Consider the following 18,363-nt stretch of genomic DNA (forward strand, 5'->3'; position numbering starts at 1 on the left):
ATGTTCCGCACCATGATGACGTCCAAGATCCACCGCGCCACGGTGACCCAGGCCGACCTGCACTACGTCGGCTCGGTGACCATCGACGCCGATCTGCTCGACGCCGCCGGTCTGCTCGAGGGCGAGCAGGTCGCGATCGTCGATATCAACAACGGCAACCGCCTGGAGACCTACGCGATCGCCGGTGAGCGCGGCAGCGGCGTGATCGGCATCAACGGCGCGGCCGCGCACCTGGTGCACCCGGGCGACCTGGTGATCATCATCGCCTACGGCATGCTCAACGAGGCCGAGGTGGCTGAGTACGCGCCCAAGGTGGTCTTCGTCGACGAGCAGAACCGTCCGGTCACGCTCACCGACGATCCGGCCGACGTGCCGGCGGGCTCGGGCCTGAAGGATCCGCGCCGGTTGGTCGACGTGTCCGCCTGATGCTCCTCACGGTCGACGTCGGCAACACCAACATCCACATCGGGGTGTTCGCGGGGGCCGGCGACCATGCTTCACTGGTGCGCGACTGGCGGATTCACACCCGGCCGCACCTGACCGCCGACGAGCTGGCGCTGACGCTGCGCGGGCTGCTCGGCGACGACATCGAGCGGGTCACCGCGGTGGCCGCGCTGTCGACCGTGCCGTCCCTGCTGCGCGAGATACGGGTCATGGTGACCCGCTACTTCGGTGCGGGTCCGCACCTGCTGCTGGAACCGGGCGTGCGCACCGGGATCCCGCTGCTGGTGGACAACCCGAAGGAGATCGGCACCGACCGCGTCGCGAACGCACTGGCCGCGCATGCGCTGTTCCCGGACCAACCGATCGTGGTGGTGGCCTTCGGGACCGCGACGGTGATCGACGCGGTGTCGGCCAAGGGCGAGTTCCTGGGCGGCGCCATCGCGCCCGGCGTGAACCTGGGCGTCGAAGCCCTCAGCGAGCACACCGTCACGGTGCGCAAGGTGGAACTGCGGCCGCCGCGCAGCGTGGTCGGCAAGAACACCGTCGAAGCCCTGCAGTCGGGCATCCTCTTCGGGTTCGCGGGACAGGTCGACGGCCTGGTGACCCGGATCCGCGAAGAGCTTCCGGGGTTCGACGGCCCGGACGTCGCGGTGGTCGCGACCGGCTTCCTCGCGCCGCTGATGAAGGACGAGTGCCGCACCCTCACCGACCACGCGCCGTCGCTCACACTCGACGGCCTACGCCGCGTCTACGAACGCAGTCGTACCCGGCGCCCCTAGCTCGTCGAAGGGTAGTCGACGCGCACCCGTAGGCGCGGTTGCTGGTCGGCGCCGTCGTCGACCAGCTGGTCCCACATCGCGTCGGCCATCGGCTGCAGGAACAGTCGGCCCAGCTGCTGCATCATCAGGCTCACGGTCTGCTCGGCCTCGCTGCGATCCGGTGACGCGATGCCGGCCGCGCGGAGTTTCACGATCTCGCTGCGCGTCAGCTCGGTGAGGCGCGTGAGCAGCGGATTCGCTTCCGTCGAGGGATTGAGCAGTACTCGGCGCATGTAGTCGACCATGGCGGGATTGGCGTCGAGCATGCGGTGTACCGCGAGGTTACGGGCATCGGACACCGCGCGCGGGTCGCCCTGCGTCGGCACCGTCGCCAGCGCGCGCACGTGATAGTCGACGATCAGATCCTCGACGGCATCGCGCAGCCCCTCCTTGTTGCCGAAGTGGTGCTGCACCAGGCCCACGGTGACCCCGGCGTCGGCCGCGATCGACCGCATGGACACCCGATCCTCGCCCTCCCGCGCGTACCGGGTGAGTGCGACGTTGCGGATCCGCGCCTTGGCGGTGAGGTCCTTCTCGTCCATCAGGGGGCCGGTCATCGGTGTCCTTCCAATCTGCTGCGATGGCAGCCTACCAAGGCTTTACGTCGTGATAGTTTGCTATACGCTCGTATAGTGTTGATCGACACGAGGGAAGGCGCAGGGATGAACACGCGAGAAGCAGTCATCGTCGGAGCGGTGCGGACGCCGGTGGGTCGACGTGGAGGTGCGCTCAGCGCCTGGCACCCGGTCGACCTGATGGGCGAGACCCTGGCCGCACTGGTCGAGCGCACCGGAGTGGCGCCGGCCGACATCGACGACGTGATCGTCGGCGCCGTGCTGCAGCACGAGGCGCAGTCGGGCAATCTGGGACGGCACGCGGTGCTGGCCGCGGGCCTGCCCGAGTCGGTGCCCGCGGTGACCATCGACCGCCAGTGCGGTTCAGGTCTGCAGGCGGTCAGCTTCGCCGCGCAGGCGGTGGCCTCCGGCGCGCAGGACGTGGTGGTCGCGGCGGGCGTGGAGTCCATGTCGCAGATCCCGATGCCGCCCGCCATGGTGCCGGGCGCACCGCTCGGCCCGCAGTACAGCCCGCGTGAGCTGGCCCGATACGACGGCGGACTGATGGCGCAGGGCGCGTCGTCGGAACTGCTCAACTCCCGCTACGGGTTCACCCGCGAAGCGCTGGACGCGTTCGGCGTGCGCAGCCACGAGCGCGCCGCCGCCGCCACGGCCGCCGGGAAGTTCACCGCGCAGACGGTGCCGCTGCACGTCGATCCGGCCGACCCGTCGTCGCCCGTCCTCGACCGGGACGAAGGCATTCGCGAGAGTCAGGACCCGGCCAAGATCGCCGCGCTGAAGACCGTGTTCGCCGAGAACGGCACCACCACCGCGGCCAACTCCTCGCAGCTGGCCGACGGCGCGGGCGCGCTCCTCATCGTCGACCGCGCGTACGCCGAGAGCCACGGCATGACGCCGCGGGCCCGCTTCCTGGCGACGTCGGTGGCGGCCGCCGATCCGATCATCCAGTTCACCGCCATCCTCGACGCCTCCGAGAAGGCGCTCACGCGGGCTGGCCTGACCGTCGACGACATCGACCTGTTCGAGGTCAACGAGGCCTTCGCGGGCGTCCCGATGCTGTTCGCGCAGCACTTCGGGATCGACGACGACAAGCTCAACGTGAACGGCGGCTCGGTGGCGGTGGGGCACCCGCTCGGCTCCACCGGTGCGCGCATGCTGACCGACCTGCTGCACGAACTCGAACGACGCGGTGCCCGCCGCGGCCTGCTGACCATCTGCGAGGCCACCGGCACCGCCAACACCACCATCATCGAACTCGTCTGAGTTCCTCGACCGATCCACCGACACGAAAGTTTCTCCGAGATGACCAAGCTCTTCCCCGAATACATCGCGCCCTGGCAGACCGAGGAGCACGGCGACCTGCGCAAGCACGCCGCCGCCTTCGTCGCCAAGGAACTGACCCCGCACCAGGACCGCTTCGCGCGCCAGCACGAGGTGGATCGCGACGTGTGGAACCGGGCCGGCGACGCCGGACTGCTGCTGCTCGACGTGCCGACCGAGTACGGCGGCTCCGGCGGCGACTTCGGCCATGAAGTGGTGGTGCAGCAGGAACTGGCCTACGGGCTGGACACCGCGCTCGGCTACGCCGTGCACTCGACGATCGTCGCCCACTACATCAACGCGTACGCCACCGAGGAACAGAAGAAGCGCTGGCTGCCGCTGTGCGCGAGCGGCGAGAGCGTGCTGGCCATCGCGATGACCGAGCCGGGCACCGGGTCGGATCTGCAGTCGGTGCGGACCACGGCGATCCGCGAGGGCGACCACTACGTGGTCAACGGCTCCAAGACCTTCATCTCCAACGGCAGCCAGTGCGACCTGCTGGTGATCGTCGCCAAGACCGATCCCAGCCTGGGCGGCAAGGGAATCTCGCTGCTGGTGGCCGAGACCAAGGACCTGGCCGGCTTCGAGCGCGGCCGCGTGCTGGAGAAGATCGGCCAGCACGGTCAGGACACCCGCGAACTGTCGTTCACGGACATGAAGATCCCCGCGGCGAACCTGCTCGGCGGCGTCGAAGGCCAGGGCTTCATTCAGCTGATGAGTCAGCTGCAGCGCGAGCGCCTGATCATCGGCGTCGGCGCGGTGGCCGTGGCCGAGACCGCGGTGGCCGAGGCGATCGCCTACGCCAAGGAGCGGACCGCCTTCGGCAAGCCGATCCTGAACTTCCAGAACACCAAGTTCGTGTTGGCCGAATGCAAGGCCGACGTGCTGGCAGGCAAGACGCTCATCGATCACTGCGTCGCCGAGCAGATCGCCGGTCGGCTGGATCCGGCGACGGCCTCGATCGCCAAGCTGTGGGGCACCGAGAAGCAGAAGGAAGTGGTGGACCGCTGCCTGCAGATCTTCGGCGGCTACGGCTACATGATGGAGTACCCGATCGCGCAGATGTACGCGGCCACCCGGGTGCAGACCATCTACGGCGGCACCAGCGAGATCATGAAGGAACTCATCGGGCGTTCGCTGTGACCGAGCCGGTGCGCCTCGGTGGGCGCGACCTGGTGGTCGGCGCCCGCTACCGGTCCGGCGCCTACGAACTGACCGAGGAAGCGATCGTCGACTTCGCGCGGCAGTGGGATCCGCAGTACTTCCACGTCGACGTGGAGGCGGCGCAGGCCAGTCCGTACGGCGGGGTGATCGCCAGCGGCATTCAGACGATGGCCGTGATGCAGCGGCTCACCGTGCAGGAGGTCTACACCGGCTGGCGGGTGATCGCCGGGCGCGCGCTGCGCGAGGTGGAGTTCCTGCGTCCGGTGCGCCCCGGTGACGCACTGCACGTCGAGATGCGGGTCGACGCGGTGGAGATCGACGAGGAACGCGACCGCGCCGACGTCACGACGGTCAGTGAACTGATGGCCGGCGACCGGGTGGTGCTGCGGTCGGTCACCGCAGTGGTGGTGCACGCCTGAGGTCGCCGATCATGTCGTGAGACTGGTGCGCTTGGTGTCCTCAGGCCACCAAGCGCACCAGTCTCACGGCGCAGTCAGCGATGCGGGTGGGCCAGCAGGAGCTCGCAGTTGCGGTCGGCGGCCTTGCCGATCCGTTCGGCGTCGTAGTGCAGGTCGTTGAACGACAGTTCGCGGTACAGACTGGCCAGTCCGGTGGGGGACAGGTCGTCCTCGTCGGCGGTGTACGGGCTGTCCGCCTCCAGCAGCGGCGTGAAGATACTGAGGGTGCCGTCGCCGTTGTCGGTGATCTCCAGGATGCGGGCCAGCTGCGGAAAATCGATGTGGCTGGCGGTGTTGATCTCCCAGAAGCTGTTCTTCTCGGTGGCGCCGCGGTGCGCGATCATCTCGTTCTGGTGGGTGTGGCCGTTGACCCAGGCGATCAGGTTCTTGTGCTGCTTGAGCACCGCCACCAGCTCCTCGCCGAGATACTGCTTCTCGCCGGGGGTCTCCGGGTTGGGGAGCGTGGCGGTCATCGTCGTCGAGGTGTGGTGGCTGAAGACCAGCACCAGTTCGTCGCTGAACTCACGCAGCTTGCGCTCGATCCAGCGCAGCTGCTTCTCGCCCATCGAGCCGTCGGAGATACCGAGGCTGTTGCACGTGTTCATCGCGATGCCGCGCACGCCCGGCGCGATCTGGAACGAGTACCAGGTGGGACCGTCCGGGTCGCGGAAGCCGTGGCCCACCGGACCCGCGCCCTTGATCGCCGGATTGAAGTGGCTGCGGACGAACTCCCGCGGGGTGAACGGACGACGCCGCGCATCCGGGGTCACGTCGAACGCCGGCCCGGTGATCCGCAGCTGCGCCAGCAACGGCCCGAGGGCGGCGGGATTCGACGTCATGGCGCCGGCGATCTCGGAGACTGCGGGGTCGCTGCCGGGCAGGTCGAACTTCACCGACGACAGGTACATCCAGTCGAGGAAGCCGTTGGGCACGGTCCCGAGGAACTGTTCGTCGTGATTGCCGAAGACGGCGTACCAGGGCGCGTCCAGGCCGGGGCTCTGGAGGGTGCGCATGGCGGCGCGCAGGTAGCCCGGGATCTGCACGAAGCCGCGGTCCTTGTAGATGTCGCGCGAGGCGAGCTCGGGCCGCCAGTACAGATCCGAGCCGAGCGCCTGGACGCCTTCGAAGCGGTCGCGGGCGCCGGTGTTCGGGGTCACCGAGCCGCCGGACAGCAGCTTCTGGAACCAGGTGAGCTCGATGAGCTCGTGGTTGTCGGTGTTGTCGCCGGTGCTCACCACGCAGTCGAAACGACGACCGGTGAACGGTCCGGACGCCACCTGATTGATCCGCTTGATCAGGGCGACGGCGCCCTGCGCGCCGAGCGCCTCCTGCGGGCGGAAGGCCGGACCCTGGATCGGGTGCACGTACTCGAACCGCGCGGGACTCTGCACGTCGGTGATGTGGATGTCGGTGATCTGGACGAACGACGCCAACGCCGTGCGGCGGCTGTCCCGGCCGGACCGGGCGGCCGCCAGTTCCTGCCGGACGTACAGCGGCCAGCCCGCGCCCTCGGTCAGCTTGCGGTAACCGCCCTTGCGGGCCTTGCCCGGCACCGCCACCCGATCGAGGGTGGTGCCCGCGGCGTTCGCACTGTCGAGGGCGCTCGGCTCGGCGCGAACCAGGCCCGCGGCGCCGCTGGTCGCGGCGACCGCACCGGCTGCGGCTGCGCCCGCGGCCAGGAAGGTGCGGCGGGAGACGCCGTCGTGCGCGCGGGGATCCGGTGAATGTGACATGACGGACACTCTAACTGTCGGCGAACGCCGGGGGCATCGAACCTGGCCGGCGGTATTAAATTCGGCCTGACGTAAACCTTGGGTCGGCCGGAAAGCTGTGGCAGACTCGACGTCGTGATCATGAGTTGTCCGGAGTGTTGTCAGCGCTGAAAGCGCAGTCGCCCGAGCGTCGCAGCAGCGGCCCGGGTCGATGGAAACCTCCCACTCATTCTTCGATCACCTCCAGGACTTCTCTGATGCTCACGCTCGACGCACCCGTCACCACCGTCGTCTCCATCGCTCCCGAACCCGCGCCGCTGTCGGTGCCGACCGCGCACTACCGGACCGCCCTCGCCGACGGCGCCGTCGTCGTCGATCTGCGCGACGACACGGACCGTGCCGCGCACGGCGCCCTGATCGGGGCGCTCGCCCTGCCACTCGACGAGGCGCTCGACGCGTTGACGCCGGGGACGCCGGAAGCGTTGCGGGCCGCGTCGACGCAGGCGCAGTGGCTCCTCGTGACCGACGACGGCTACGACGCGGAATGGCTGGCCTGGCACCTGCAGGCCCGCGGCGTGCGGCGCGCGCGCTTCCTGCTCGGCGGTCATCGGGCCCTCCGCGCCGCCGGCGTCGGTCTGGCCGACACTTCCGACGCGCACCTGTTCTTCTCCTGACCCGCACCCGCCCCGGCGGGTGGGAATTGGCGGCGTACCAGCGGCGGGCCTACCCTGATATCTCGTGAGTGACCAGGCGCCCCCCACAGACGATCAGACCGACGATCAGACCCCCGAGCAGCTGCGGATTCGACGCGAGAAGCGTGCGCGGATGCTCGACGAGGGCTTCGAGGCCTACCCGGTGGGCGTCGCCCGCACCCATACCCTCGCCGAACTGCGCGCGCAGTACGGCGAGCTGGAGGCCGGCACGGAGACCGGCGTGCGGGTCGGGGTGGCCGGCCGCGTCATCTTCCTGCGCAACAAGGGCAAGCTCTGCTTCGCCACGCTGCAGGAAGGCGACGGCACCAAGCTGCAGGCGATGATCAGCTTCAACGGTGTCGGCGAGGAGTCGCTGGCCCGGTGGAAGTCCGACGTCGACCTCGGCGACATCGTCTTCGTGCGCGGCGAGATGATCAGCTCGCGCACCGGTGAGCTGTCGGTGATGGCCGACCACTGGGAGATGGCGTCCAAGGCGCTGCGTCCGCTGCCGGTGGCGCACAAGGAGATGAACGAGGAGTCGCGCGTCCGTCAGCGCTACGTCGACCTCATCGTGCGCCCCGAAGCCCGCGAGATCGCGCGCCTGCGCGTGGCCGTGATGGCCGAGCTGCGCAAGTACATGACCGGTCGCGACTTCCTCGAGGTGGAGACCCCGATGCTGCAGACGCTGCACGGCGGTGCCGCGGCGCGTCCCTTCGTGACCCACTCCAACGCCTTCGACATGGACCTGTACCTGCGCATCGCGCCGGAACTGTTCCTCAAGCGCTGCGTGGTCGGCGGCATCGACAAGGTCTTCGAGGTGAACCGCAATTTCCGCAACGAGGGCGCGGACTCCACCCATTCGCCCGAGTTCGCGATGCTGGAGACCTACGAGGCCTACGGCGACTACAACGACTCGGCCACCATGATGCGCGAGCTGATCCAGGCCGTCGCGATGGGCGCGGTGGGCACGCTGACGCCGACGATGGCCGACGGCAGCACCTACGACCTGTCCGGCGAGTGGCTGACCATCGAGATGTACCCGTCGCTGTCGGAGGCGTTGGGCCGCGAGATCGTTCCGGAACAGACGAGCGTCGAGGAACTGCTGGCCATTGCCGACGAAGTGGGTCTGGAGGTCCCGAAGGACAAGGGCTACGGCCACGGCAAGCTCGTCGAAGAGCTGTGGGAGCACCTGGTCGGCGCCAAGCTCGACCAGCCGGTCTTCGTCCGGGACTTCCCGGTGGAGACGTCGCCGCTGGTGCGCGCGCACCGCAGTGTGCCCGGCGTGGTGGAGAAGTGGGACCTGTACGTGCGCGGCTTCGAGCTGGCCACCGGCTACTCCGAGCTGATCGACCCGGTGATCCAGCGAGAGCGGTTCGTCGACCAGGCACGACTGGCCGCGGCCGGCGACGACGAGGCCATGGTGCTCGACGAGGAGTTCCTCACCGCGATGGAGTACGCCATGCCGCCGACCACCGGCACCGGCATGGGCATCGACCGCCTGCTGATGGCCCTCACCGGCCTCGGCATCCGCGAGACCGTGCTTTTCCCGCTGGTCAAGCCGCGGGCGGACTAGCTTTCCGGCCCACTAGATAAGGCGAGCGACGACGCCGCGGGCACCGCCCGCGGCGTCGACGCGATGCCACGTCGGGCCCGGGGCCTGCAGTGCCGCGGTCTGCGCGCGGGCGACGTCGGCGTCGGCGTCCGACGCGTCCAGGCCGCGCGCGGCGATGCGGGCGATCCGCTCCTGTTCGCTCAGCTCCAGCCAGACACCGAGGAAACGCGCGTGGGCCGCGGTAGCGGCCTCGGCGATCCGGTCCTGCTCGGCGGCGCTGCCGAAGACCGCGTCGCCGATCACGCTCATGCCGCCGTCGAGCGCGGCCGCGGCCAGCCGTTCCAGCTCGCCGTAGACGCGGGCACTGGCCTCCCGCGTGTAGCCGGTCGCGGGCAGTCGGTCGAACACCGCCACCCCGGCGAGACGTTTGCGCAGCACGTCCGAACGGAGGATGCGCGCGCCGGGCGCCGCACCCATCGCATGGGCCACGCCCCGCGCCACCGTCGACTTGCCGGTGCCCGACGCCCCGCCGATCGCCAGCGCGACGGGCGGGACCGGATCGAGCAGCGATGACGCCAACGCCAGGTATTCGAGCGCCGGACCGACCGCCCCGGCGGCCGCGCTCACGTGGGCGCGCACCGTCGCCCGGATGCTGAGCAGCAGCGGCAGCAGCCGATAGCCGTCCTCGTCCCGACCGGAGGCGTCGAAGTAGGCGTTGGCGACCGCGTTGGCCTCGTGCCGACGGCCCCGCTGCCACAGGTCCATGAGCAGGAACGCGAGGTCGTAGAGCACGTCGGTGGTGGCCAGTTCCGGATCGAACTCGAGGCAGTCGAACGGGACCGGGACGTCGTCGAGGACCACGATGTTCGCCAGGTGCAGATCCCCGTGCCCGCGGACCACGCGGCCCGCGCGGGCGCGCGCGTCGAGAAGGTCGGCGTGCTCGGCGATCAGCGCGCGTTGGCGGTCGGTCAGCCACTCGGCCTGCGCCGGCGGCAGGATCTCCGGGAACCGGGACATGCTGCCGAGGTTGCCGACCACCACGTCGAGCAGGCGGGCGGCACCCTCGAGGTCGTCGCTGACCTCGGCGACGGCGTGCATGTGCACCAGCTGGTCGGCGAGGGCGGCCAGGAGGGCGTCGTCGAGCCGGTCGTCGTCGGCGTACTGCGCGCACAGCGCGTCGTCGGGGAAGCGGTCCATCTCCAGGACGTAGTCGATCGGGTCACCGGGGCCGTCGAGTTCGACGCCCGCGTCGGTGCGGGTGATCGCGTGGACGCCGCGGTACAGCTGCGGCGCGGTGCGCAGGTTCAGCTCGTACTCGTCGGTGAGGGCCCGACGGCGGTCGGCGATGCCGGAGAAGTCCAGGTAGCGGTAGGTCACCGGCCGCTTCATCTTCCACGCGCGATCGCCGTTGAGGACGATCACCGCGCCGTGTGTGACGATGTGCTCGGTGGTCGCGCCCGGATCGAGGGCGTCGGCGCGGCGGAGAAGGTCGACGAGCGGTGCGCCGGGGTCGACGTCCGACGGATCGGGTGCGTTCTGCATGGGAAATTGCCAGTTCTGTCCGATGAGGTGATTGACTTCCATTGTTACGCAGTCGAACCGGAGCGAAGCGAGGACATCATGTGGGCAGGATTGGGCCCTTCGCTCCCGATGGCCATGGGCTTGGCATTGAGCCCGGTGGCCGCCACCACGGCGTTGGTGCTGTTGCCCGCGCCGCGCGGACGGATCAAGACCCTGCTCTTCCTGGCCGGCTGGTACGCGGTGCTCTTCGCGGTGATGGCGCTCGCGATGGTGTTCACCGACGCCGCCGACGAGGACGATCCGACGGGCACCGCCGAAGGGATCGACATACTCCATCTGGTGTTCGGCATCCTCTTCTTCCTCCTCGCCATCGCCGCGTGGATCAAGCGGCCGGCGCGCGATCGGGAAGACGGCGTTCCGCTCGAGGGTGAGGAGGCCAAGCCCGGGATGATGGCGCGACTCGACGGACTGGGTATCTGGGCCTGCTTCGGCGTCGGCGTCGCCGAGGCCGTGCTGATCATCAAGAACATCCCGCTGGGCGTCAGTGCCGGTGCCACGCTGGGCCGCGCGGATCTGTCGACCGCGGGCGGTCTCGGCACGGTGGCGATCCTCACCGCGGTGGCGAGCCTGAGCATTCTGATCCCGCTGGTGGCGGTGCTGATCGGCGGCAGCCGCGCGACGGGCTCGCTGCGCCAGGCACGTGCGTGGATCGAAGCGCACATGACCGCCATCACGCTGGTGGTGCTGATCGTGTTCGGCACGATCTTCCTGGGCGAAGGCCTCAACCTCGCCGGCTGACCGGCCGCAACGGCTCGGTCGGCGCGGCGGGTGCCTCAGCGCAGTTCGCGTTTGAGGATCTTGCCGGACGCGTTGCGCGGGAAGGCGTCGACGAACACGATCGAGCGCGGCACCTTGAAGTTCGCCAGGTGCTCCTTGGCGTAGGCGAGCACCTCGGTATCGGTCACGACCGCATCCGGGCGGCGCGTCAGGTAGGCCTTGCCCACCTCGCCGAGGCGGGGATCCTCGACGCCGACCACGGCCGCCTCGGTCACGCCGGGCACGCGCAGCAGGACCTGTTCCACCTCGGCCGGGTACACGTTGAACCCGCCGCAGATGTACATGTCCTTGAGGCGGTCGGTGATGGTGAGGTTGCCGCGCTCGTCGAGGACGCCGACGTCGCCGGTGTGCAGCCAGCCGTCCGGGTCGATGGTCTCGGCGGTGGCCTCGGGGTTGTCGAGGTAGCCGCGCATCACCATCGCGCCGCGGGCCAGCACCTCGCCGCTCTCGGCCAGACGGATCTCCATGCCGTCGTAGGCGCGCCCGCAGGTGTTGGCGACGGTCAGCGCGTCGTCGTCGGGACGGCAGGTGGTGATGAAACCGCTGGTCTCGGTCTGCCCGTAGGCGGTGATCACGATGTCGATGCCGAGCTCGGACTGCAGGCGTTCGACCAGCACGACGGGCACGATGGTGGCGCCGGTGACCACCAGGCGCAGGCTCGACAGGTCGTACCGAGCGCGCTCGGGGTCGTCGAGGATGGTCTGGAAGATGGTGGGTGCTCCCGGGAAGACGGTGATCTTCTCGGTGTCGACGAGCCGCATCGCCTCGGTGGGGGAGTAGACGGCCAGCGGCAGCATGGTGGCACCGAACAGCAGGCTCGGCAGGATCCCGGCCTTGTAACCGAAGGTGTGGAAGAACGGGTTGGCCATCAGGTAGCGGTCGCCCGGCGTCAGTCGTCCGTTGGCGCCCCAGCCGTGCGCGCCGGCCACTGTGTGCCGGTGCTCGGCCAGTACGCCCTTCGGGGCACCGGTGGTACCCGAGGTGAAGAGGATGTCGCTCAGGTCGTCCGGGGCGACGGCCTCGGCACGACGATGCGCGGTGGCGATCGCGTCGTCGTCGGCGCCGCCGAGGAAGCTGCGCCAGCCGAGCGCACCCTCCAGGACGTCGTCCGACGATCCCAGCGGGACACCGATGACGGTGCGGTTCTCGGCGATCGGCGAGGCGAGCACCTCGGCGAGGCGGTTGATGCCCGCGAACTCGTCGGCGGCCACGACGACCAGTGCGCCGGAACGGTCGATGATGTCCTGCGCCTCGCTTACCGTGTACCGGGTGTTGAGCGGCACCAGCACGGCGCCGGCGTAGTGGGTGCCCAGCGCGGCGACCGGCCAGTGGTGGCTGTTGGGCGCCCAGACGGCGACGCGGTCGCCGGGCTCCACGCCGAGGCCGACGAGTGCGCCCGCGAACGCCGCGACCTCGTCCGCGAGCTGGGCCCACGTCAGGTCGACCGGCTCACTCCACTGATGGTCGCGAACGGCGAGGTCGTTCGGCCACTGCGTACGTGCGCGATGGAGTGCGGCGGGTGTGGTCATCGGACTCGGCAGCATAAGCAAAACCTAGCAAATGCTTGGTAGGTTAAGCTAGCGACATGACCGCACAGAGTTCGTCGATCGACCTCGCCGATCGCAGTGTCGACCTCGGCAAATGGGCCGACGCCACGCCGGACGCCGCCGCCGTGTTCACCGCCGCGGTGCGCGACTGGCTCGCACAGAATCTGACCGGGAGGTTCGCCGATCTGCGCGGACGCGGCGGGCCGGGCAGTGAGCACGAGTTCTTCGCCGAGCGCCTGGAATGGGATCGGCATCTCGCCGCCGCCGGCTGGACCTGCCTCGGCTGGCCCGTCGAGCACGGCGGCCGCGGAGCCACCATCGAGCAGCGCATCCTGTTCCACCAGGAGTACGCCCGCGCGAACGCCCCGGCGCGCGTGAACCACCTCGGCGAGGAACTGCTGGGACCGACGCTCATCGAGTACGGCACGCCGGAGCAGCAGGCGCGCTTCCTGCCCGGCATCGTGGGCGCCACCGAACTGTGGGCCCAGGGCTACTCGGAGCCGGGTGCCGGCAGCGACCTCGCCGGTGTGGCCACCTCGGCCGTCCTCGACGACGGCCGGTGGGTGATCAACGGCCAGAAGATCTGGACCTCGCTCGCGCACCTGTCGCAGTGGGCGTTCGTCATCGCCCGCACCGAGAAGGGTTCCACCCGGCACCACGGACTCAGCTTCCTGCTGGTGCCGCTGGATCAGCCGGGCGTCACCATCCGGCCGATCCAGCAGATCACCGGCACCAGCGAGTTCAACGAGGTCTTCTTCGACGACGCGGTGACCGACGCCGACCTGATCGTCGGCGCGCCCGGCGACGGCTGGAAGGTCGCGATGGGCCTGCTGCAGTTCGAGCGCGGCGTCTCCACGCTCGGCCAGCAGGTGGGCTTCGCGCGCGAACTGGAGAACCTCGTCGACCTGGCGAAAGCCAATGGCGCCGTGGACGATCCGGAGATCGCGAGCCGCCTGCGTCGCGCCAAGGTCGGGCTGATGGTGATGGAGGCCAACGCTCGCCGCACCCTCGCCGGCGACATCGTCTCCGAAGCCGGCGCCGCCTCGGTGGCCAAGCTGCTGTGGGCCAACTGGCACCGCGACCTCGGCCAGCTCGCCATCGACGTGGTCGGTGCGCCCGGGCTCCTCGGGCCGGACCAGACCTCCGAGGGGCGCGTCAACGACATCTACGACCCCGAGCACGTCGAACTCGACGAGTGGCAACGACTCCTGCTGTTCACGCGCGCCGACACCATCTACGGCGGCTCCAACGAAGTGCAGCGCAACATCATCGCCGAGCGCGTGCTCGGCCTTCCCCGAGAGGCCCGCCCATGAGTTCCGATCGTCCCGTTTCGCCGCTGGCCACCCCGCCCGAGGAGATCGGCGGCCACAACCTGCTGGCCGGCAAGAAGGCCGTCGTCACCGCCGCGGCCGGTACCGGCATCGGTTTCGCCACCGCGCGCCGCCTCCTGCTCGAGGGCGCCGACGTGCTGATCTCCGACTTCCATGAGCGTCGCCTCGGCGAGACCGCCGAGACCCTCGCCGCCGAGTTCAGCGCCGATCGGGTCAGCACCTTCGTCTGCGACGTCTCCAGCACCGAGCAGGTCGACGCCCTGATCGACGCTGCCGCCGCGCAGCTCGGCCGCATCGACGTGCTGGTGAACAACGCCGGCCTCGGCGGCGAGACCCCGGTCGCGGACATGACCGACGAGCAGTGGGACCGCGTCCTGGACATCACGCTCACCAGCACCTTCCGCGCCACCCGCGCGGCGCTGCGCTACTTCCGCGACGCCCCGCACGGCGGCATCATCGTCAACAACGCCTCGGTGCTCGGTTGGCGCGCGCAGCGCGGCCAGGCCCACTACGCGGCCGCCAAGGCCGGCGTCATGGCGCTCACCCGCTGCTCGGCGGTGGAAGCGGCGGACTACGGCGTGCGCATCAACGCCGTCTCGCCGTCGATCGCCCGCCACCCGTTCCTGGCCAAGGTCACCAGCGACGAACTGCTCGACGAGCTCGCCTCCCGCGAGGCCTACGGCCGCGCCGCCGAGGTCTGGGAGATCGCCGCGACCATCGCCATGCTGGCCTCCGACTACACCACCTACCTGACCGGTGAAGTGGTCTCCATCTCCAGTCAGCGCGCCTGACTTCCCAACCCTTCTGCTGCTGAATCCTGTTGCTACCGAGGAGCTTTCCTGATGTCTGACACCCGCACTTCCGGCCCCCAGGCCTACATCGTCGACGCGATCCGAACCCCGGTCGGCAAGCGCGGCGGCGCCCTCGCGGAGGTCCATCCCGCCGATCTGGGCGCCCACGTGATCTCGGCGATCGTCGAGCGCACCGGCATCGATCCGGAGGTGGTCGACGACGTGGTCTTCGGCTGCGTCGACACCATCGGCCCGCAGGCGGGCAACATCGCCCGCACCGCGTGGCTGGCCGCGGGCATGCCGCTCGGCGTGCCCGGCACCACTGTCGACCGGCAGTGCGGTTCCAGCCAGCAGGCCATCCACTTCGCGGCGCAGGCCGTGATGAGCGGCACCCAGGACGTGGTGCTGGCCGGCGGCGTGCAGAACATGAGCGCCATCCCGATCAGCCAGGCCATGATCGCCGGACAGCAGTTCGGCTTCACCACGCCGACCGCCGAGTCGAAGGGCTGGACCGCGCGCTTCGGCCACGCCGAGATCAGCCAGTTCGTCGGCGCCGACATGATGGCCAAGAAGTGGGACATCTCCCGCCGGGAGATGGAGGAGTGGGCGCTGCAGAGCCATGAGCGCGCCTTCGCCGCGATCGCCGAAGGGCGATTCGACAACGAGATCGTGCCGGTCGGCGACTTCGCCGTCGACCAGTGCCCGCGCCAGTCGAGCCTGGAGAAGATGGCCACCCTGGACGTCCTGATGGAGGGCTCGGATCTGACCGCGGCGATGGCCTCGCAGATCTGCGACGCGGCGTCGGCCACCCTGGTGGTCTCCGAGGACGCGCTGGAGCGCTACGGCCTCACCCCGCGCGCCCGCATCCACCACATGACCGTCCGCGGCGACGATCCGGTGATGATGCTGTCGGCACCGATCCCGGCCACCAAGCACGCACTCGCCAAGACCGGCATGTCGATCGACGACATCGACGTCGTCGAGATCAACGAGGCCTTCGCGCCGGTGGTGCTGGCCTGGCTCAAGGAGACCGGCGCCGATCCGGCCAAGGTCAACCCGAACGGCGGCGGTATCGCGCTCGGCCATCCGCTCGGCGCGACCGGCGCCAAGCTGTTCGCCACCATGCTCAACGAGCTCGAGCGCACCGGCGGCCGCTTCGGTCTGCAGACCATGTGCGAGGGCGGCGGCACCGCCAACGTGACCATCATCGAGCGGCTCGGCTGAGCGCTCGATCGGGACCCGTAACAGGACTTATGTGATCTGCTTCATGCCTGCGGTAGCATGAGAGACGAAGGCACTGTTTTGTCCCAGGGCCTCACTATCAATCACGGGGAAACGTGGAGGGTCGAATGACCAAGCCTGCAGATGTGACCGTGCGCGCCGGAGACAAGGTGTCTTCTGAGGCGCACACCATGACCGAACTGCTCGAGATTCAGCGAGCCGCATTCCTGCGGGACGGCATTCCCGACGTGCGCACGCGCGTCGACCGGATCAACCGTCTCGGCCAGCTGCTGCTCGACAACGAGAAAGCGATCTGCGAGGCGCTCGACGCGGACTTCGGCACCCGCCCGCGCGAGCTGTCGGTGGCCGCCGACATCGCCGGCACCATGATCGACCTCACTCACCAGCGTCGCCACGTGGCCGAGTGGATGGCCGAGACCAACGTCGCCAAGCTGCAGGGCATGCTGGGCTTCAAGCAGCGTCTGCGCCACGACCCGCTCGGCGTGGTCGGCGTGATGGGGCCGTGGAACTTCCCGCTGAACCTGACCTTCGTGCCCGCCGGTTCCGCGTTCGCCGCCGGTAACCGCGTCCTGATGCGCCCGTCGTCGATCACCGCGAAGACCACCGATCTGATCGCGAGCCTGGCACCGGACTACTTCAACGTCGACGAGCTCGCGGTGATCACCAGCAAGCACGGCGGCGGTTCGGAGTTCGCCAAGCTCGACGTGGACCACATGTTTTTCACCGGCTCGCCCGAGGTGGGCGCCTCGGTGGCGCAGGAGGCGGCCAAGCGGCTGACCCCGGTCACCCTGGAGCTCGGCGGCAAGAACCCGGCCGTCGTGGACCCGGACACCGACATCACCGAGGCGGCCAACTTCCTGGCCGACGCTCGCATGATCAACGGCGGCCAGGTGTGCCTGTGCCCGGACTACGTCTTCGTGCCCGAGGGCAAGGTCGGCGAGTTCACCGAGAAGGTGCTCGCGCGCTGGACCGCGAACTACCCGACGATCGTCGAGAATTCGCAGTACACGTCGACCATCAACGACAAGAACTACCAGCGCATCGTCGGCCTGATCGACGACGCGGTGGAGCTCGGCGCCACCAAGCACCAGGTCGCGCCCGCCGGTGAGGAATTGCCGAACGCGGCCAAGCGGAAGATCGCCCCGACGCTGCTGACCGACGTCAAGGCCGGCATGAGGATCGAAGAGGACGAGGTCTTCGGTCCGGTGCTGACGGTGTATCCGTACCGCGCGCTGTCCGAAGCGGTCGACAAGATCAACGCGGCCGGCCACCCGCTGACCCTGTACTGGGTCGGCAAGGACAACGAGAACCTGCAGTACATCGCCGACCACACCCGCAGCGGTTCGATCAGCGGCAACGACTTCGGTCTGCACCTGGTCTCCGGTGGCCTGCCGTTCGGCGGCGTCGGCCGCTCGGGCATGGGCAACTACCACGGCGAGTTCGGGTTCCGGACCTTCAGTCATCCGCGTGCGGTGACGGTCTCGACCCTGCCGATCAAGTTCGCCGAGGTCATGGCGGCGCCGTTCACCAAGAGCGACGTCCGGATGACCAACGGCCAGCTGAAGTTCTGGAAGTTCCTGAACGGACGCGCGTCGCGCAAGTCGGCCCGCGGCTGACGATCGCTGTCCCGGCGCCCCGGCGAGTACTGCTCGCCGGGGCGCCGTGCTGTTCCGGGCTCCGGCTGTTCGACGCCTCCTGGGCCCCAAGCAAGCACTTGGTAGGGTAGTAGGGGAAAGGGAGGTGTGCTCATGGCGGGAAAGACGACCACCGGCGGATCGCGTCGCGACGAACTACTCGGCATCGCGGGCGAACTGTTCGCCGATCGGGGCCTGCGCTCGACGACGGTCCGCGACATCGCCGATGCCGCGGGCATCCTCTCGGGCAGCCTGTACCACCACTTCGACTCCAAGGAGTCGATGGTCGATGAGCTGCTCCGCGGCTTCCTGGACGAGCTGTTCGAGCGCTACCGCACCATCTCCGAGGCCGGCCTGTCGGCGGCTGACGCGTTGCGCCAGTTGGTGATCGCGTCGTTCGAGTCGATCGATGCGCGGCACACGGCGGTGGCCATCTACCAGAACGAGGCGCGGCAGCTGGCCGGCCAGGAGCGCTTCGAGTACATCGGTGAGCGCAACGTCGAGTTCCGTCACCTGTGGGAATCGGTGCTGCGACGGGGCGTCGACGACGGTGAGTTCCGGGCCGATCTCGACGTCGACCTGGTCTACCGCTTCCTGCGCGACACCGTCTGGGTGGCCGTGCGCTGGTACCGGCCCGGCGGCGGCAAGCCGGTGGACCTGGTGGCCGATCAGTATCTGTCGGTGGTGCTCGACGGGATCCTGCCCCGCCCGTGACAGTTCGGTTA

Annotated in this window: 17 protein-coding genes; 13 read left to right on the plus strand and 4 right to left on the minus strand. The window is 69.2% G+C overall.

From position 1 onward, the window contains the following. Positions 1-426, plus strand: coding sequence for an aspartate 1-decarboxylase (gene panD / locus ABD989_RS00355; RefSeq protein ID WP_246993759.1), 426 nt, complete (start codon positions 1-3; stop codon positions 424-426). Next, positions 426-1,223, plus strand: coding sequence for a type III pantothenate kinase (locus ABD989_RS00360; RefSeq protein WP_345312019.1), 798 nt, complete (start codon positions 426-428; stop codon positions 1,221-1,223). The genes panD and ABD989_RS00360 overlap by 1 nt, the downstream gene beginning before the upstream one ends. Here the strand turns inward: ABD989_RS00360 and ABD989_RS00365 are convergent. Beyond that, entirely contained in the window at positions 1,220-1,819 is a 600-nt protein-coding gene (locus ABD989_RS00365) for a TetR/AcrR family transcriptional regulator (RefSeq protein WP_246993761.1), read from the minus strand. The genes ABD989_RS00360 and ABD989_RS00365 overlap by 4 nt on opposite strands. A 105-nt stretch (positions 1,820-1,924) precedes the next feature. Between ABD989_RS00365 and ABD989_RS00370 the strand changes: the two genes are divergently transcribed. The 3 genes from ABD989_RS00370 to ABD989_RS00380 are packed head-to-tail and all read left to right on the plus strand — an operon-like array spanning position 1,925 to position 4,740. Continuing rightward, positions 1,925-3,100: a thiolase family protein gene (locus tag ABD989_RS00370; RefSeq protein WP_345312020.1), complete on the plus strand. Its 1,176-nt coding sequence runs from the start codon at positions 1,925-1,927 to the stop codon at positions 3,098-3,100. 39 nt (positions 3,101-3,139) lie between these two features. Next, positions 3,140-4,300 carry an acyl-CoA dehydrogenase family protein gene (locus tag ABD989_RS00375; RefSeq protein WP_345312021.1) on the plus strand — a complete coding sequence of 387 codons (1,161 nt, stop codon included), beginning with the start codon at positions 3,140-3,142 and terminating at the stop codon, positions 4,298-4,300. Further along, a complete protein-coding gene (locus tag ABD989_RS00380) occupies positions 4,297-4,740 on the plus strand; it encodes a MaoC/PaaZ C-terminal domain-containing protein (protein WP_246993767.1) in 444 nt (147 codons plus the stop codon). Before ABD989_RS00375 ends, ABD989_RS00380 begins: the two co-directional genes overlap by 4 nt. Positions 4,741-4,814: 74 nt before the next feature. On the opposite strand, the gene ABD989_RS00385 is transcribed toward ABD989_RS00380, so the two are convergent. Continuing rightward, positions 4,815-6,512, minus strand: a complete 1,698-nt coding sequence (locus tag ABD989_RS00385) for a TIGR03767 family metallophosphoesterase (protein WP_246993768.1) — start codon at positions 6,510-6,512, stop codon at positions 4,815-4,817. A gap of 236 nt (positions 6,513-6,748) precedes the next feature. On the opposite strand from ABD989_RS00385, the gene ABD989_RS00390 reads away from it, so the two are divergent. Continuing rightward, entirely contained in the window at positions 6,749-7,165 is a 417-nt protein-coding gene (locus ABD989_RS00390) for a rhodanese-like domain-containing protein (protein ID WP_246993770.1), read from the plus strand. Positions 7,166-7,229: 64 nt separating this feature from the next. Then, entirely contained in the window at positions 7,230-8,756 is a 1,527-nt protein-coding gene (gene lysS / locus ABD989_RS00395) for a lysine--tRNA ligase (RefSeq protein WP_345312022.1), read from the plus strand. A gap of 12 nt (positions 8,757-8,768) precedes the next feature. Here lysS and ABD989_RS00400 read toward each other — a convergent pair whose 3' ends face one another. Next, complete coding sequence (locus tag ABD989_RS00400; protein ID WP_345312023.1) at positions 8,769-10,277, minus strand: bifunctional aminoglycoside phosphotransferase/ATP-binding protein; 1,509 nt, start codon at positions 10,275-10,277, stop codon at positions 8,769-8,771. Between the two features lie 78 nt (positions 10,278-10,355). Here ABD989_RS00400 and ABD989_RS00405 point away from each other — a divergent pair, with 78 nt between their 5' ends. After that, a complete protein-coding gene (locus tag ABD989_RS00405) occupies positions 10,356-11,054 on the plus strand; it encodes a GAP family protein (RefSeq protein ID WP_345312024.1) in 699 nt (232 codons plus the stop codon). A gap of 35 nt (positions 11,055-11,089) precedes the next feature. Here ABD989_RS00405 and ABD989_RS00410 read toward each other — a convergent pair whose 3' ends face one another. Next, positions 11,090-12,637, minus strand: coding sequence for a FadD3 family acyl-CoA ligase (locus tag ABD989_RS00410; protein ID WP_345312025.1), 1,548 nt, complete (start codon positions 12,635-12,637; stop codon positions 11,090-11,092). Between the two features lie 41 nt (positions 12,638-12,678). On the opposite strand from ABD989_RS00410, the gene ABD989_RS00415 reads away from it, so the two are divergent. The 5 genes from ABD989_RS00415 to ABD989_RS00435 all read left to right on the plus strand — a co-directional run bounded on the left by ABD989_RS00415 (position 12,679) and on the right by ABD989_RS00435 (position 18,352). Then, positions 12,679-13,953, plus strand: coding sequence for an acyl-CoA dehydrogenase family protein (locus ABD989_RS00415; RefSeq protein ID WP_246993780.1), 1,275 nt, complete (start codon positions 12,679-12,681; stop codon positions 13,951-13,953). After that, positions 13,950-14,762: an SDR family oxidoreductase gene (locus tag ABD989_RS00420; protein WP_246993782.1), complete on the plus strand. Its 813-nt coding sequence runs from the start codon at positions 13,950-13,952 to the stop codon at positions 14,760-14,762. The genes ABD989_RS00415 and ABD989_RS00420 overlap by 4 nt, the downstream gene beginning before the upstream one ends. A gap of 51 nt (positions 14,763-14,813) precedes the next feature. Beyond that, entirely contained in the window at positions 14,814-15,986 is a 1,173-nt protein-coding gene (locus ABD989_RS00425) for an acetyl-CoA C-acetyltransferase (protein WP_345312026.1), read from the plus strand. A gap of 125 nt (positions 15,987-16,111) precedes the next feature. Next, positions 16,112-17,620 (plus strand): aldehyde dehydrogenase family protein, encoded by a 1,509-nt coding sequence (locus ABD989_RS00430; protein ID WP_345312027.1) that lies wholly within the window; start codon positions 16,112-16,114, stop codon positions 17,618-17,620. A 132-nt stretch (positions 17,621-17,752) separates the two neighbouring features. Further along, the gene (locus tag ABD989_RS00435; RefSeq protein WP_246993788.1) at positions 17,753-18,352 is read left to right on the plus strand and encodes a TetR/AcrR family transcriptional regulator; all 600 of its coding nucleotides are present in this window, start codon (positions 17,753-17,755) and stop codon (positions 18,350-18,352) included. Positions 18,353-18,363 lie beyond the last annotated feature (11 nt).

The sequence above is a fragment of the Gordonia alkaliphila genome (genome assembly GCF_039542465.1).
Classification (GTDB): Bacteria; Actinomycetota; Actinomycetes; order Mycobacteriales; family Mycobacteriaceae; genus Gordonia; species Gordonia alkaliphila.

What these genes read in the sequence shown, in the direction of transcription:
- ABD989_RS00410 (WP_345312025.1), bottom strand. Translation starts at nt 12,637, where the DNA reads ATGCTGCCGAGTCCGATGACCACACCCGCCGCACTCCATCGCGCACGT.
- ABD989_RS00370 (WP_345312020.1), top strand. Translation starts at nt 1,925, where the DNA reads ATGAACACGCGAGAAGCAGTCATCGTCGGAGCGGTGCGGACGCCGGTG.
- ABD989_RS00405 (WP_345312024.1), top strand. Translation starts at nt 10,356, where the DNA reads ATGTGGGCAGGATTGGGCCCTTCGCTCCCGATGGCCATGGGCTTGGCA.
- ABD989_RS00385 (WP_246993768.1), bottom strand. Translation starts at nt 6,512, where the DNA reads ATGTCACATTCACCGGATCCCCGCGCGCACGACGGCGTCTCCCGCCGC.
- ABD989_RS00360 (WP_345312019.1), top strand. Translation starts at nt 426, where the DNA reads ATGCTCCTCACGGTCGACGTCGGCAACACCAACATCCACATCGGGGTG.
- ABD989_RS00425 (WP_345312026.1), top strand. Translation starts at nt 14,814, where the DNA reads ATGTCTGACACCCGCACTTCCGGCCCCCAGGCCTACATCGTCGACGCG.
- ABD989_RS00365 (WP_246993761.1), bottom strand. Translation starts at nt 1,819, where the DNA reads ATGACCGGCCCCCTGATGGACGAGAAGGACCTCACCGCCAAGGCGCGG.
- panD (WP_246993759.1), top strand. Translation starts at nt 1, where the DNA reads ATGTTCCGCACCATGATGACGTCCAAGATCCACCGCGCCACGGTGACC.
- ABD989_RS00400 (WP_345312023.1), bottom strand. Translation starts at nt 10,277, where the DNA reads ATGCAGAACGCACCCGATCCGTCGGACGTCGACCCCGGCGCACCGCTC.
- ABD989_RS00415 (WP_246993780.1), top strand. Translation starts at nt 12,679, where the DNA reads ATGACCGCACAGAGTTCGTCGATCGACCTCGCCGATCGCAGTGTCGAC.
- ABD989_RS00420 (WP_246993782.1), top strand. Translation starts at nt 13,950, where the DNA reads ATGAGTTCCGATCGTCCCGTTTCGCCGCTGGCCACCCCGCCCGAGGAG.
- ABD989_RS00430 (WP_345312027.1), top strand. Translation starts at nt 16,112, where the DNA reads ATGACCAAGCCTGCAGATGTGACCGTGCGCGCCGGAGACAAGGTGTCT.
- ABD989_RS00435 (WP_246993788.1), top strand. Translation starts at nt 17,753, where the DNA reads ATGGCGGGAAAGACGACCACCGGCGGATCGCGTCGCGACGAACTACTC.
- ABD989_RS00390 (WP_246993770.1), top strand. Translation starts at nt 6,749, where the DNA reads ATGCTCACGCTCGACGCACCCGTCACCACCGTCGTCTCCATCGCTCCC.
- ABD989_RS00375 (WP_345312021.1), top strand. Translation starts at nt 3,140, where the DNA reads ATGACCAAGCTCTTCCCCGAATACATCGCGCCCTGGCAGACCGAGGAG.